We start from the raw sequence: 14,876 nt of genomic DNA on the forward strand, positions 1-14,876 counted from the left end.
CGCTTAGTTCGGGCGGAAAAAGGCGAGGCACTGCCTCGCCCCGCCCGTGCGGGACATGTCACCCGGTGCCCCCACAGCGAGAGACCGGATGAGGACAGCGCCCGCCGGGGGCGGGGCGGGCGCTGGCCGGGCCCGTTGGGGGCCCGTCCGGTGCAAGATGCACATGGACCGCGTGGCGAAGGCGATGGCCTTCGCCAAGGAGACGGGTGCGAAGGCAAAGGCCCCGCCGTCCCCGGCAGGGCCCCTCCCGTCACCCCCGCACACTCACTCCGCCGGCATCGCCTGCAGCTCGTCCGACAGCGGGTGCGGCAAGCGCGCCAGCATCTCGCGCGGGCAGATCTGCACGAAATTCGCCCGCTCCTCGGCCCAGTTGGTCAGGATCGCCAGTGCCTTCAGGCTGCCGGTTTCCTTGGCATGCCGCTCCACCAGCCCCTTCAGCTGCCCCTCCCAATGCGGGTGGCTGACGGCGCAGGTCACCAGGCTTTCGAGGTTCATCATGTCCTCGGCCACCCCGTGCGGATCATGCACATAGGCCATGCCGCCGGTCATCCCCGCGCCAAAGTTCGCGCCGATGCTCCCCAGGATCACCGCCACACCGCCGGTCATGTACTCGCAGCCGTTGGTGCCGCAGCCCTCGATCACCACCTTCGCGCCCGAGTTGCGCACCGCGAACCGCTCCCCCGCCCGCCCCGCGGCGAACAGGTAGCCATCGGTCGCACCGTACAGAACCGTGTTCCCGATGATGGTGTTCTCGGACGCCACCAGCGGCGAGGACATCTGCGGGCGCACCACGATGGTACCGCCCGACAGGCCCTTGCCGACATAGTCGTTGGCATCGCCCATCACCTCGATCTTCAGCCCCGGCGCCGCGAACGCCCCCAAGGACTGCCCGCAGCTGCCCGACAGCTTCACCGTCAGATGATCGGGCTGCAGCGCGTTGCGCATCCCGAAGTTCTGCACGATGTGGCTCGACGCCCTTGTGCCGATGGTCCGGTGCGTGTTGCGCACCGCATAGGACAGCTGCATCTTCTCGCCGTCCTCGAAGAACCGCGCACCGTCCTTGACGATTTCCGCGTCCAGCGTGTCGGGCACGAAGTTCCGCGGCTTGCTGCGGTCATAGACGATCTTGTCCCAGCCATCGACGGTGATCAGCAGCGGGTTCAGGTCAAGGTCATCCAGATGCGCCGCGCCGCGGCTGACCTGCGTCAGCAGATCCGCGCGCCCGATCACCTCATCGAGGCTGCGCGCCCCGATGCTTGCCAGGATCTCGCGTACCTCCTGCGCGTAGAAGGTGATCAGGTTCACCACCTTGTCGGCCGTGCCGGTGAACTTGGCGCGCAGCGCCTCGTCCTGCGTGCACACGCCGACCGGGCAGGTGTTGCTCTGGCACTGGCGCACCATGATGCAGCCCATGGCGATCAGCGCCGCGGTGCCGATGCCATATTCCTCGGCCCCCATCATCGCCGCGATCACCACGTCGCGCCCGGTGCGCAGCCCGCCATCGGTGCGCAGCGTGATCCGCTCGCGCAGCCGGTTCATCGCCAGAACCTGATGCGCCTCGGTCAGGCCCATTTCCCACGGCAGACCGGCATATTTGATGCTGGTGCCCGGAGAGGCCCCGGTGCCGCCATTATGGCCCGAGATCAGGATCACGTCGGCCTTGGCCTTCGCCACCCCCGCCGCAATCGTGCCGACGCCCGACGAAGACACCAGCTTCACCGTCACCTTGGCGCGCGGGTTGATCTGCTTGAGGTCATAGATCAGCTGCGCAAGGTCTTCGATGGAGTAGATGTCGTGGTGCGGCGGCGGGCTGATCAGCGTCACCCCCGGTGTCGAATGGCGCAGCCGCGCGATCAGCGAAGTGACCTTCATCCCCGGCAGCTGGCCGCCCTCGCCGGGCTTGGCGCCCTGCGCAACCTTGATCTCCAGCTCTTCGCAGGCATTCAGGTATTCCGCCGTCACGCCGAACCGGCCCGAGGCAACCTGCTTGATCTTGGCGCTCGGGTTGTCGCCATTCGGCTCCGGCACGAAATGCGCCGGATCCTCGCCGCCCTCGCCAGAGTCGGACTTCGCCCCGATCCGGTTCATCGCCACGTTCAGCGTCTTGTGCGCCTCGGGCCCCAACGCGCCAAGGCTCATCCCCGGCGTCACGAACCGCTTGCGGATCGACGTGATGCTCTCCACCTCTTCGATCGGCACCGCCTTCGCCAGCGGCTTGATGTCCAGAAGGTCGCGCAGATGGATCGGCGGGTTCGCCCGCATCGCGGCCGAATACTGCTTCCACAGGTCATAGCTGGCCCGGTCGCAGGCCGATTGCAGCATATGCATCGTCTGCGCTTCCCAGGCGTGCTTCTCGCCCGACCGGCGTGCCTTGTAGAAGCCGCCCACCGGCATCACATCCGCGCCGCCGAGCCAGCCCTTGGCATGGACCTCCTCGGCCTTGTGCTGGATGCCATGCAGGCCGATGCCGGAAATCCGGCTGTGCATCCCGGGGAAATACTCGGCCACGATGGCACGGCTCAGCCCCACCGCCTCGAAGTTCAGCCCGCCGCGATAGGACGAGATGACCGAGATGCCCATCTTCGCCATGATCTTCAGCAGCCCGGCATCCACCGCGTCGCGGAAGCGTCGCGTGGCATCCACAAGGCTGCCCTCCAGCAGCCCGCGGCTCAGGCGGTCGGCGATGCTGTCCTGCGCAAGGTAGGCGTTCACCGTGGTCGCGCCGCAGCCGATCAGCACCGCAAAGTAATGCGGGTCGATGCACTCGGCCGAACGAACATTGACGGAACAGAAGGTCCGCAGCCCCTTGCGCGTCAGCCAGCTGTGCACCGCGCTGGTCGCCAGGATCATCGGCATGGCCACGCGGGCCTCGCTCTGATGCTGGTCGGTCAGCACCAGATGCCCTGCGCCGGAGCGAACCGCATCTTCCGCCTCGGCCCGGATCCGCTCCAGCCCGTTGCGCAGCGCATCCTGCCCCTCGCCCTTGGCAAAGGTGCAGTCGATGAAGGCAACCCCGGCCGCGAATTGGCGCACCATCTCGTCAAATTCGGCATTGGCGATGAACGGGCTTTCGAGCACCAGAATCTCGGTCTGGCTGGAGTTTTCGTCCAGCACGTTCTTCAGGTTGCCAAAGCGCGTCTTCAGGCTCATCACCCGGCTTTCGCGCAGGCTGTCGATGGGCGGGTTCGTCACCTGGCTGAAGTTCTGCCGGAAGAAATGCGACAGCGGGCGATAGACGCTGGACAGCACCGCCGCCGGCGTATCGTCGCCCATGCTGGCGATCATCTCCTTGCCGTCCTCGGCCATCGGGGCCAGCACCTGCTCCAGCTCTTCCAGCGTATAGCCGGCGGCGATCTGGCGCTTGCGCAGTTCGGCCCCCTCGAACAGATGGGTCTCGGGGATGTGGCGCAGATGGGCGTTCAGGTCCACGACCTTCTCGATCCAGTCGCCAAAGGGCTGGCTGCCCGCCAGACGGTCCTTGATCTCGCGGTCATGGTACAGCTTGCCGCCCTTCATATCCACGGCGATCATCTGCCCAGGCCCCAGCGCGCCCTTTTCCTTCACCCGAGTCTCGTCGACCGGCACCATCCCGGCCTCCGATCCCGCGATCAGCAGCCCGTCGCCCGTCACCACATAGCGCAAGGGGCGCAGCCCGTTCCGGTCCAGCCCGCCGCAGACCCAGCGGCCATCGGTCATCGCCAGCGCGGCCGGCCCGTCCCAAGGCTCCATCACCGCGTTGCAATAGGCATACATGTCCTGCCAGGCCTTCGGCATCTCGCCCGTGGTCTTGCTCCAGGCTTCCGGCACCAGCATCGTCTTGGTCATCGGCGCCGACCGGCCCGACCGCACCATCACCTCGAACACAGCATCCAGTGCGGCGGAGTCCGAAGACCCCGCCGGCACGATCGGCTTGATATCCTCCGCCGCCTCGCCGAACGCGCTGCTGGCCATGCGGATCTCATGGCTGCGCATCCAGTTGAGGTTGCCCTTCAGCGTGTTGATCTCGCCGTTATGGGCCAGCATCCGGAACGGCTGCGCCAGCCACCATTGCGGGAAGGTGTTGGTCGAATAGCGCTGGTGATAGATCGCAAAGGCGCTCTCGAACCGCTCATCCTGCAGGTCGGGGTAGAAGACGCTGACGGCCTCGGCCAGCATCATGCCCTTGTAGATGATGCTGCGGCACGACAGGCTGCACAGGTAGAGGCCCGCAATCTGCGCCGCCACCGCCGCCTTCTCGATCCGCCGGCGGATCACATACAGCTCGCGCTCGAAGGTCTCGTCGTCGATGTCCTTCTCGCAGCGGATCAGGATCTGCTCGATCTCGGGCCGCGTCGCATTGGCCTTCTCGCCCAGAACATCGGTGTTCACCGGCACATGCCGCCAGCCATAGATGTAATGGCCCATCCGCAGCACTTCGGTTTCCACGATGGTCCGGCAGCGCTCCTGCGCGCCAAAGTCGGTGCGCGGCAGGAACACTTGCCCCACCGCGATCAGCTTTTGCATGTCGGGCTCATGCCCGGTGCGCCGCACCTGGTCATAGAAGAACCGCACCGGGATCTGCACATGGATGCCCGCGCCGTCGCCGGTCTTGCCATCGGCATCCACCGCGCCCCGGTGCCAGACCGCCTTCAGCGCATCGATGCCGTTCTGCACCACCTTGCGACTGGGAACCCCGTCGATGGACACGACCAGACCCACCCCGCAGGACGCATGTTCATCCTCCTCGCGGTACAGGCTGTTCTCGGCCATCCATTTGCGCTTGGTCTCTTCTTCGCGCACCCAGGCTTCATTGTACTCGGTCATGGTCTACTCCTCTGGGTTGGGCGGAAGCGAGGCAAGGAACTCTGCCTCGGTCATCTGATGGGTCGGGCCGGCAAAGGCATAGGCGTCCGGTTTCCGGTCGATATAGATCTCATGCTCCAGCCGCATTCCGGACAGATCGTCCAGCAATCCGGCGGCAAGGTAATATTCTGCCGCATCGCCCTCGGTGGTCAGCCGGTACCACAGGGGTGAGCCGCAGGTGCCGCAGAACGCGCGCTCGGCCCAGTCCGACGAGGGATAGGCGCGGATCGCCTCCCTACCGCTGAGGATATTCAGCGCATCGGCCGGAACGCCCAGCGACAAGGTGGCAAGCCCCGTCCAGCGCCGGCACATGCTGCAATGGCAGGCGCCCAGTTCATGGGCCGGGTCGGTCACCTCGAAGGCAACCGCGCCGCAGAGGCAATGTCCGCTGCGGATATCAGCCATGATCCACCTCCTGCGCAGGGGCCGCCTGCGACATCAGCTCGTCACAGTCGAACAGCGGCACGGTGGACAGGTATCCCGGCTCGCCCGGGAAGATGAAACTCACCGGCGTGTTGTCGGTCGGCAGCCGGCCATCGGGGTTCTCGAAGGTCTCGCGCCCCGAGAAGAACAGCCGCCAGTCGCGGTGCACATACTGATTGCCCCAGCGCCGCGCGACCACCTCGCCGGTCTCGGTCTTTTCCTCGATCTCGAACTCGGTCACCTCCAGTTCGATCCCGTCGATGGTCTGGCGCTCTCCGGTCAGCCGGTCCACGCCCACATAGCTGCGTCGGTAGCCATCTTCGGACAGGGTGGAGAAATCATAGGTATCCTCGCCCGTCGACAGCAGGCCCGAGAACGACGCCGCATCCCGCGACGGTTCCTCCAGCACGGTCCGCTGCGGCGGGGAAAACTCCCAGCTTTCTATCCACTGGAACTCGGCATCCACCTTGGCGCTGAAGAACGGCCCGTCGGCATCATAGAGCGTGTCCCATTGATCCCCCGGCGCGTCACCCGCGCAGGTGAAGTAATGCGCCACAAGGCAGCCGCGCATCTGCACCGACATGAACGGCGTGCAGCTTTGCGGCGGGGTGAAAGTGGCCGCGGCAGCGGGGCCGCACAGCATCAGCCCCGCCAAAGCGGCGGTCAGGGTAGTCCGGCTTGCGGCCAATCTGCGTGCCATCTCGCGCCCCCTTGTCTGATTGCGGGTCAGCCCTGCTGCCCCATTAACCTAGGTAAAATCTGGTCAGCCTATTCCCGACAGTTCCGCTATACATATAACATATGTATGGGTTCTGTATGACTTCTGGCTGGTCCCACCGGGCCAACTCTGCGGCCCGGTAACGTCCGTTAACGCGACCTATTCGGCCGCCACCGCAGCCACGGGCTGCCCCAGATAGGTCAGGATCGCTTCCGCTGCCTCGCGCCCGTCGCGGATCGCCCAGACCACAAGGCTGGCGCCGCGCACGATGTCGCCCACCGCGTAAACGCCCGGCAGGCTGGTCGCATGGGTGCGGAAATCGGCCTTGATCGTGCCCCAGCGGGTCACTTCCAGCTCCGGCACGTTCCACAGGCCCGGAATATCCTCGGGCTCGAACCCCAGCGCCTTGATGACCAGATCGGCCTCCTCGACGTAATCCGCGCCCTCGATCAGCTCGGGGCTCTGGCGCCCAGTCGCATCCGGCGCCCCCAGCCGCATCCGCTGCACCATCACGCCTTCGACCGCGCCGCTGGCGGTAAAGCCCTTCGGCGCCGCCAGCCAGACGAACTCCACGCCCTCCTCCTCGGCATTGGCCACCTCGCGCTGGCTGCCCGGCATGTTGGCCCGGTCACGGCGATACAGGCACTTGACCGACACCGCGCCCTGCCGGATCGCCGTGCGCACGCAGTCCATCGCGGTATCGCCGCCGCCGATGACCACGACCCGCTTGCCCTCGGCATTCAGCTCGCCGCTGTCATACTCGGGGACCTCATCGCCAAAGCTCTTGCGGTTCGACACGGTCAGATAGTCGATGGCGCGCACGATGCCCTCGGCACCCGAACCCGGGCCCATCAGATCGCGGGTCTTGTAGACGCCGGTGGCGATGACCACCGCATCATGTTTGCCGCGGATCGCGTCAAAGCTCAGATCCTCGCCCACCGTGCAGTTCAGCACGAATTGCACGCCGCCATCTTCCAGCTGCTTGATGCGGTTCATCACCACATCCTTCTCCAGCTTGAAGCCGGGGATGCCATAGGTCATCAGCCCGCCCGCGCGGTCATAACGGTCATAGATCGTGACCTGCACCCCCTTGCGGCGCAGGAAGTCGGCGGCCGCCAGCCCCCCCGGCCCGGCGCCGATGATGCCGACGCTTTCGGTGCGTTCCGAATGCGGGCGGATCGGCTTGACCCAGCCCATGTCCCAGGCGGTATCGGTCACGAACTTCTCGACAGACCCGATGGTCACGGTGCCATGCCCCGATTGCTCGATCACGCAATTGCCTTCGCACAGCCGGTCCTGCGGGCAGATGCGGCCGCAGATCTCGGGGAAGGTGTTGGTGGACTGGGCAATCTCATAGGCTTCCTGCAACCGGCCCTCGGCGGTCAGCCGCAGCCAGTCGGGGATGTTGTTGTGCAGCGGGCAATGGCTCTGGCAATAGGGCACGCCGCACTGGCTGCAGCGCCCGGCCTGCTCTTCCGCCTTCGGAATCGCGAACTCGCGGTAAATCTCGTTGAAATCCTGTGCGCGGACACTGGCGTCACGCTTCTCGGGCGTCTCGCGCCCGACGGTCACGAACTGGAGCATGCGTTGCTTGGCCACTGGCTGCGCCTCCCTGGTTTCTGCGGGTCGCGCATTGCTACAATGGGTCAAACCAAAATAAAAGTCAGTACGGTTTACCTAATATGTCGATTTTTTCGGTGCAGGGGCCCGTTGGGGGCGTTGCCGACCCAAAAATGGGTCAGCACCTTTTACCTATCGGTCAGAAACCCATCTGCAAAGCGGTCAAAGCCACCGCGCCGACGATGATTCGCCACCAGCCGAACAGCGCGAACCCGTGCTTGGAAACGTAGCCCAGCAACCACCGCACCACGAGGATCGCCGACAAGAACGCCATGACAAATCCCACCGCGATCTCGCCCATTGCCGAAGAATCAAGCACATCCCGGTTCTTGAACAGATCATAGGCGAAAGCGCCCGCCATCGTCGGCATCGACAGGAAGAAGGAAAACTCCGCCGCCGCCCGCTTCGACGCGCCCAGCGCCAGCGCGCCCACGATGGTCGCACCCGACCGCGAAACCCCTGGAATCATCGCCAGACACTGGATGAACCCGATGGCCACAGCCATTCCCAGCGGAAACTTCTCCGCCTCATGGTGCTTGGCCACCAGCGGCAGCCTGTCCACCACCAGCAGCACAATTCCGCCCAGAATCAACATGATCGCAATCAGCTTCGGCGTCTCGAACAGCACGTCCTTGATGAAACCATGCGCCATGACGCCGATGAACACCGCCGGCAAAAACGCCAGCAGGACCGCCAGGATGAATCGCCGCGACTGCGGATCATGCCCGGCAGTAGAGAAAACCGCCCAAAGCCGGGCTGAATAGACCCCCAGCACCGCCAGCACGGCGCCCAGCTGGATCACCACCTCAAAGGTCTTGCCCGCGCTTTCAAAGCCCAGAAAATGCCCTGCCAGCAGCAGGTGCCCCGTCGAGGAAACCGGGATGAACTCGGTAAGCCCTTCCAGCAGGCCCAGAAAGCCCGCCACCAGCGTTGTATTGCCGTCCATCCGTTCCGCCTCTTGCTGTCCTGTCCCGTGGCTTTACGCCGCGGCGCAGCATGACGCAGGCCCGGCGGCTTGTCGACCCGCTCCCGCGCTCATCCGGGCGCGGGACGGCAAGATCACGCCCGCAGGTTCTTGGCCGAGGCCTTGATCGCGTCATATTGGCCCGAGGGGCGGAAGCGCCACAGATAGTCCGGCAGCACCGCGCTGAACGGCGTCGGCGCGATCCCCAGGTCCTCGAGCCCCCTGGCCCCCGGCGCCACGACATTGTCGGCCGCCAGATTGCGCACCTGATCGCGGGTCAGCACCGTGTTCGACACCAGCCCGCCGGTGAGCGTCTGCATCAGGTCAAAGCCCCAGCCCATCAGCCGCGCCGCGAAGAACGGCACGTTGACGATCAGCCGCCGGCGATGGATCACCTTCAGCATCGCCGCCATCAGCTCGCGGAAGCTGCAGACATCCGGCCCGCCAAGCTCATAGATCCCCGGCGCCGCCTGCCCCAGCACGCCCTTGACCGCGGCCTGCGCCACATCGTCCACGAACACAGGCTGGAACTTCGTGTCCGCACCCACCACCGGCAGGATCGGGCCCATGCGGGTCATGCCTGCAAAGCGGTTGAAGAATTGGTCCTCGGTCCCGAAAATGATCGAGGGGCGCAGGATCATCGCCGACGGGAACGCTTCCAGCACCGCCGCCTCGCCCGCCGCCTTGGTCCGCGCATACTCGCTGCCCGACCCGGCATCAGCCCCGATGGCAGAGATCTGCACCAGCCGCGCCACTCCGGTCTCCGTTGCGATCCGCGCGATCCGCGCGGCGCCTTCGGCCTGCACCGCATCGAAAGTGTTCTTGCCGCGCCGCCCCAGGATGCCGACGCAGTTCACCACCGCCTCCGCCCCCGCCATCGCCGCGCGCACCGACGCATCGTCGCGCACGTTGCACAGCACAGGCTCAACCTGCCCGACGGCGCCGTAGGGCTTCACGAACAGCGCCTCGTTCGGGCGGCGCACGGCAACGCGCACCAGCCAGCCCTCCTTGGCCATCCTGCGGGCGATGTAGCGCCCCACAAACCCCGAACCGCCATAGATCGTGACCAGCCTGGACATGGGCGAAACCCCTTTGTTCCTTGAATGGCTCCTGATTAGCGCCAAGACCGGCACCGGACAAGGCGCAATGCAGCGCACCGGAGCCAGCCCCGCAAGGCCCGGACGAAGCCCCCGGAAAAAATCGCAAAATGGGCCGTTGACAGTGCCGGTGCCCCTCTGTAAATCCCCGCTCCACGACACCGGCCCAGGTGGCGGAATTGGTAGACGCGCACGGTTCAGGTCCGTGTGCCGCAAGGCGTGGAGGTTCGAGTCCTCTCCTGGGCACCATCGTTCAAAACGCTCCGAAGCCTCGCGCTTCGGGGCGTTTTGCGTTTCGGCCGCGAGCGTCAAGCCGCAGTAGCATCGGCCCCGCCAAAGGACTATATCAACGCCGAACCAAAAGGCGGACCGGCAATTGGCAATCCATTTCTACAAGAACGACCTGCCCGACGGGCTGGACCTTGGCCCCATCGTGGCCATCGACACCGAAACCATGGGCCTCGACCCCCGGCGCGACCGGCTCTGCCTGGTGCAGATGTCCTCAGGCGACGGTGATGCGCATCTGGTGCAGATCGCCCGCGGCCAGACCAGCGCGCCCAATCTGCAGCGGATGCTGGCCGATCCGGCGGTGCTGAAGCTGTTCCACTTCGGCCGTTTCGACATTGCGGCGCTGCAGCAAGCCTTCGGCGTGGTCACCGCGCCGGTGTGGTGCACCAAGATCGCCTCGCGGATGATCCGCACCTTCACCGACCGGCACGGGCTGAAATACCTGCTGCAGGAGCTGGTCGGCGTCGATGTGTCCAAGCAGCAGCAAACCTCCGACTGGGGCGCGGCCGACCTGACCGACGCGCAGAAGGAATATGCGGCGTCCGACGTTCTCTACCTCCACCGCCTGATGGACGAGCTTTCGGCGCGGCTGGAACGCGAGGGGCGCACCGAACTGGCGCAGGCCTGCTTCGACTTCCTGCCGACCCGGGCGCATCTCGACCTGCTGGGCTGGGATGAAACCGTCGACATCTTCAACCACTCATGACACCTGATCGCGCCACCCTTCTGGACACCGGCCGCCGCGTCATCGAGATCGAGGCGCGGGCGCTGGATTTGCTCACCGCATCGCTGGATGACAATTTCGCCGCGGCGGTGGAGATCATCCTCAAGGCCCGCGGAAGGGTGATCGTGTCGGGCATGGGCAAATCCGGCCATGTCGGGCGCAAGATCGCCGCCACCTTCGCCAGCACCGGCACGCCCGCGCAATTCGTCCACCCCGCCGAGGCGAGCCACGGCGATCTGGGCATGGTCACGCCGGCGGATGTGGCGCTGGTCCTCTCTAACTCCGGCGAGACGCCCGAGCTGGCGGATATCATCGCCCATACCCGCCGCTTTTCCATCCCGCTGATCGGGGTGGCCAGTCGCGAGGGCTCGACCCTGCTGCGCCAATCTGATGTGGCGATCCTGCTGCCCAAGGCGGAAGAGGCTTGCGGCACCGGCGTGGTGCCCACCACCTCCACCACGATGACGCTGGCGCTTGGCGATGCGCTGGCCGTGGCGCTGATGGAGCATCGGCAGTTCACGCCCGAGGATTTCCGCACCTACCACCCCGGCGGCAAGCTGGGCGCGCGGCTCAGCCGCGTCGCCGACCTCATGCACCGCGACATGCCGCTGGTGGCGATGGACACGGCCATGGGCGATGCGCTGCTGGCGATCAGCCAGAAGGGGTTCGGCGTTGTCGGCGTGACCGATGACGCGGGGCGCCTCGCCGGCATCATCACCGACGGTGACCTTCGGCGGCATATGGAGGGGCTCTTGTCCCGCACTGCAGCCGAGGTCATGACCGCCGCCCCCCGCACCATCGACCCGGGCGCGCTGGCTGAAAAGGCCGTCGCGGTGATGAACGACCGCAAGATCACCTGCCTGTTCGCCGTGGACCCGGTTGGGGATGGCCGCCCGCTGGGGATCCTGCACATCCATGATTGCCTGCGCGCCGGGGTCGTCTGAGCCATGGCCGCCCATGACAATATCCACTCACGGCTGGTGGCCTGGCTAAAGGTGATATTGCCATTGGCAGCGCTGGCGCTGCTGTCGACGATGTTTCTGGTCTCGCGTGGCATCGCGCCCGAGGATGCGCTGCCCTATTCCGAGGTGGATGTCGAAGAGCTCGCCCGCGAGCCGCGCCTGACCGCCCCGCGCTATTCCGGCGTCACGCTCGACGGCGCCGCGCTCAGCGTCACCGCCGAAGTCGCGCGGCCCGATGTTGGCGGGGCCGGTCAGGCCAGCGCCACGGCGCTGACCGCAAGGCTGGAGACGCCCGATGGGATAACGACCGATATCGCTGCCAGCGATGGCCAGCTTGACACCGCCGCCGGCTTGCTGATGCTGACGGGTGATGTGCAGATCGCCGCCTCCAGCGGCTATGCTATCACCACCGGCGCGCTGACCGCAGCGCTGGACCAGACCCTACTAACCTCGCCCGGCGCAGTGGTGGCGACTGCCCCCATGGGCCGAATCGATGCCGGCGCGATGCGGATGACCTCGCAGGACGGTGACTATGTCTTGGTTTTCAATGGCGGCGTGAAGCTGGTATATGAGCCCAAGAAATGAGCATCCATTTGACGCCCCGACCGGGGCCAAGGAATTGAGTCGCGACATGGCACTGACCCTCCGCCTGACCCTGGCCTCGCTCGCCCTGGCTGCCGCACTGCCCGCTCTGGGGCAGGGCACCAACCTCACCGTCTCGGGCCTGCAGCAAGACACCGGCGCCCCGGTCGAGGTGACGGCGGATTCGCTGCAGGTCGATCAGGCGGCGGGCAGCGCTGTCTTCACCGGCAATGTGCTGATCGTGCAGGGCACCATGCGCCTTGCCGCCGCCGAGGTGCGCGTGACCTATGCGACCGACCCGGCCGGTGCCACAGACACCACCACGATCGACAGCATGACTGCCACCGGCGGCGTGACGCTTGCAACGGCGACCGAAGCTGCAGAGGCGGCCGAAGCCGTCTATTCCCCGCAATCGGGCGAACTGGTCATGACCGGCGACGTGTTGCTGATCCAGGGCGGAAACTCCATCGCCGGCCAGTTGCTGACCATCGATCTGAACAGCGGCGCAAGCCGGATGGACGGGCGCGTGAAGACCGTCCTGCAGGGCGGCGGCGGTCTCATGGGTGGGGGCAACTGATGGCCCCCGCGCCCGATCTTACCGTCTCCGAAGGCAGCGCCGGGCTGCGCGTCGTCAACCTGCGCAAAAGCTACAAGCGTCGGCTGGTGATCCGCGATGTCTCGCTGGAGCTTCGGCGCGGCGAGGTCGTGGCGCTGCTGGGGCCGAACGGGTCGGGCAAGACCACCTGTTTCTACAACATCGCCGGCCTGATCACCCCCGAAGGCGGACAGGTGACGATCGACGGGCGCGACGTGACCGGCCTGCCGATGTATCGCCGCGCCCGGCTCGGCATCGGCTATCTGCCGCAAGAGGTCAGCATCTTCCGCGGCCTCTCGGTCGAGGACAACATCCTGGCCGTGCTGGAGATCCGCATTTCCGACAGCCACAAGCGCCGCGAACGGCTCGAAGACCTGCTCAGCGAGTTTTCCATCACCCACCTGCGCCGCGCCCCCGCCCTGTCCCTCTCGGGCGGTGAGCGGCGGCGGGTGGAGATTGCCCGCTGCCTCGCCGCCGATCCGAAATACCTGCTGCTGGACGAGCCCTTCGCCGGGGTCGACCCGATTGCCGTGGGCGAGATCCGCAGCCTCGTGCATGACCTGAAATCGCGCGGCATCGGCGTGCTGATCACCGACCATAACGTGCGGGAAACGCTGGAGATCGTGGACCGGGCGTATATCTTGCACGACGGCAAGGTGCTGATGAGCGGCACCGCCGATGAGGTGGTCCGCGATGAAAACGTCCGCCGCGTCTATCTGGGGCAAAGCTTCCGCATCTCGTAAGGGCCGCCCATGTCGGTGACGCCCGGCCTGCGGCTTTCGACCCGCCAGCGGCTGGCGCTGACGCCCGGGATGCGGCAATCGCTGGCGATCCTGCGGCTGCCCGCGCTGGAGCTGCACGAGGAAGTCGCCCGCCTCGCCGCCGAAAATCCGTTCATCGAGCACCAGCCTGCCAACCCCTCCCGCGGGGATTGGCTGCTGGATGTGCCCGCTGCCGAGCCCTCGCTGTTCCAGTCGCTGCACGGCCAGCTCTCCACCCAGCGCCTTGCGCCAGAGGTACGGGCCGCCGCGCTGATGCTGGTCACCGAACTGCGCGAGGACGGCTATCTCGACGCCACGCTGGACGAGATCGCGGCCGAAACCAGCGCCGCGCCGGATGTGCTGGAACAGGCTCTGGCCGCGCTGCAAGGCTGCGACCCGCCCGGCATCGGCGCCCGTGACCTGCCCGAATGCCTGGCGTTGCAACTTCAGGCGCAGGGCTATGCGCCCGCGCTGGCCCGCGCCATCTGCGCCCATCTGGAAGACTTTGCCGAAGCCCGCTGGCAGCGCTTGTCCCGCGCGCTTGCCTTGCCAACCGACCAACTGACACACATCGCCGCGCTGCTGCCGACCCTTCGCCCCGCGCCAGAGCTGCCGGATACTGGCCCCACCCTGCCGCTGCTGGCCGAGCTGATCGTGGAACCCGGCCCCGATGGCAGCCCGCTGGTGCGCCTAAACCCCGATGCGCTGCCGACGGTCACCGTGGCCCGCATGGCAGGCGCCTCCGCCGACCTCGCCCGCGCGCAGTCCGAAGCCGGCTTCCTCGTCGCCGCGCTACGCGCCCGCGGCGCCACCCTGCTGCGCATCGGCACGCATCTGGTCACCCAGCAGGCGCGCCATTTCGCCTCCGCCGGCGATCAGCCGCTGCTGCCGATGACCCGGGCCGAGGCTGCGGCGGCGCTTTCGATGCACCCCGCCACCCTCGGCCGCGCCATTTCCGGCAAGGCGCTGTCGGCCTTCGGCCGCACGCTTCCCATCGAGGGTTTCTTCTCACACGGCCTGCCCGGGCGGGACGGCGCCGTTTCTGCCCACCAGATCCAGCGCCGCATCCGCGCGCTGATTGCCGCCGAGCCGCCGGAGGCCCCCCTTGCCGATGACGCGATCTGCACACAACTCAGAAAGGAGGGCGTTGACATCGCACGCCGGACTGTCGCCAAATATCGGACATGCATGCGTATCGCTTCATCGTTCGAGCGTCGGCGCCGGAAGGTCATCAAAGACCGGCCAGCAGCCAGTTCGGCCATGAACCCGCCCGGATACTAACCGCGCCGAAAGCATTCAG

At 66.4% G+C, this 14,876-nt stretch carries 12 protein-coding genes and 1 tRNA gene; 7 read left to right on the forward strand and 6 right to left on the reverse strand.

From position 1 onward, the window contains the following. Positions 1 to 264: 264 nt before the first annotated feature. The 6 genes from gltB to Q8S30_RS02045 all read right to left on the reverse strand — a co-directional run bounded on the left by gltB (position 265) and on the right by Q8S30_RS02045 (position 9,646). Complete coding sequence (gene gltB / locus Q8S30_RS02020) at positions 265 to 4,803, reverse strand: glutamate synthase large subunit (RefSeq protein ID WP_305664368.1); 4,539 nt, start codon at positions 4,801 to 4,803, stop codon at positions 265 to 267. Positions 4,804 to 4,806: 3 nt separating this feature from the next. Then, complete coding sequence (locus Q8S30_RS02025; protein ID WP_305664369.1) at positions 4,807 to 5,247, reverse strand: GFA family protein; 441 nt, start codon at positions 5,245 to 5,247, stop codon at positions 4,807 to 4,809. Continuing rightward, the gene (locus tag Q8S30_RS02030; RefSeq protein ID WP_305664370.1) at positions 5,240 to 5,965 is read right to left on the reverse strand and encodes a hypothetical protein; all 726 of its coding nucleotides are present in this window, start codon (positions 5,963 to 5,965) and stop codon (positions 5,240 to 5,242) included. Before Q8S30_RS02030 ends, Q8S30_RS02025 begins: the two co-directional genes overlap by 8 nt. A gap of 177 nt (positions 5,966 to 6,142) precedes the next feature. Beyond that, the gene (locus Q8S30_RS02035) at positions 6,143 to 7,582 is read right to left on the reverse strand and encodes an NAD(P)-dependent oxidoreductase (RefSeq protein ID WP_305664371.1); all 1,440 of its coding nucleotides are present in this window, start codon (positions 7,580 to 7,582) and stop codon (positions 6,143 to 6,145) included. A gap of 160 nt (positions 7,583 to 7,742) precedes the next feature. Continuing rightward, a complete protein-coding gene (locus Q8S30_RS02040) occupies positions 7,743 to 8,549 on the reverse strand; it encodes an undecaprenyl-diphosphate phosphatase (RefSeq protein ID WP_305664372.1) in 807 nt (268 codons plus the stop codon). A gap of 113 nt (positions 8,550 to 8,662) precedes the next feature. After that, positions 8,663 to 9,646, reverse strand: coding sequence for a complex I NDUFA9 subunit family protein (locus Q8S30_RS02045; protein WP_305664373.1), 984 nt, complete (start codon positions 9,644 to 9,646; stop codon positions 8,663 to 8,665). A 182-nt stretch (positions 9,647 to 9,828) separates the two neighbouring features. Between Q8S30_RS02045 and Q8S30_RS02050 the strand changes: the two genes are divergently transcribed. From Q8S30_RS02050 to Q8S30_RS02080, 7 genes are all read left to right on the forward strand, one after another. Further along, a tRNA-Leu gene (locus Q8S30_RS02050) sits at positions 9,829 to 9,913 on the forward strand. Positions 9,914 to 10,040: 127 nt separating this feature from the next. After that, positions 10,041 to 10,658 (forward strand): ribonuclease D, encoded by a 618-nt coding sequence (locus tag Q8S30_RS02055; RefSeq protein ID WP_305664374.1) that lies wholly within the window; start codon positions 10,041 to 10,043, stop codon positions 10,656 to 10,658. Continuing rightward, positions 10,655 to 11,620 (forward strand): SIS domain-containing protein, encoded by a 966-nt coding sequence (locus Q8S30_RS02060; RefSeq protein WP_305664375.1) that lies wholly within the window; start codon positions 10,655 to 10,657, stop codon positions 11,618 to 11,620. Before Q8S30_RS02055 ends, Q8S30_RS02060 begins: the two co-directional genes overlap by 4 nt. A gap of 3 nt (positions 11,621 to 11,623) precedes the next feature. Continuing rightward, entirely contained in the window at positions 11,624 to 12,223 is a 600-nt protein-coding gene (gene lptC, locus Q8S30_RS02065; protein WP_305664376.1) for an LPS export ABC transporter periplasmic protein LptC, read from the forward strand. Positions 12,224 to 12,269: 46 nt separating this feature from the next. Next, entirely contained in the window at positions 12,270 to 12,797 is a 528-nt protein-coding gene (gene lptA / locus Q8S30_RS02070; RefSeq protein WP_305664377.1) for a lipopolysaccharide transport periplasmic protein LptA, read from the forward strand. Then, on the forward strand, positions 12,797 to 13,558 hold the full coding sequence (lptB, locus tag Q8S30_RS02075; RefSeq protein ID WP_305664378.1) for an LPS export ABC transporter ATP-binding protein: 762 nt from the start codon (positions 12,797 to 12,799) through the stop codon (positions 13,556 to 13,558). Before lptA ends, lptB begins: the two co-directional genes overlap by 1 nt. Positions 13,559 to 13,567: 9 nt before the next feature. Next, the gene (locus Q8S30_RS02080) at positions 13,568 to 14,857 is read left to right on the forward strand and encodes an RNA polymerase sigma-54 factor (protein ID WP_305664379.1); all 1,290 of its coding nucleotides are present in this window, start codon (positions 13,568 to 13,570) and stop codon (positions 14,855 to 14,857) included. Positions 14,858 to 14,876: the final 19 nt, after the last annotated feature.

Source organism: Frigidibacter sp. (assembly GCF_030695035.1).
GTDB lineage: Bacteria > Pseudomonadota > Alphaproteobacteria > Rhodobacterales > Rhodobacteraceae > Frigidibacter.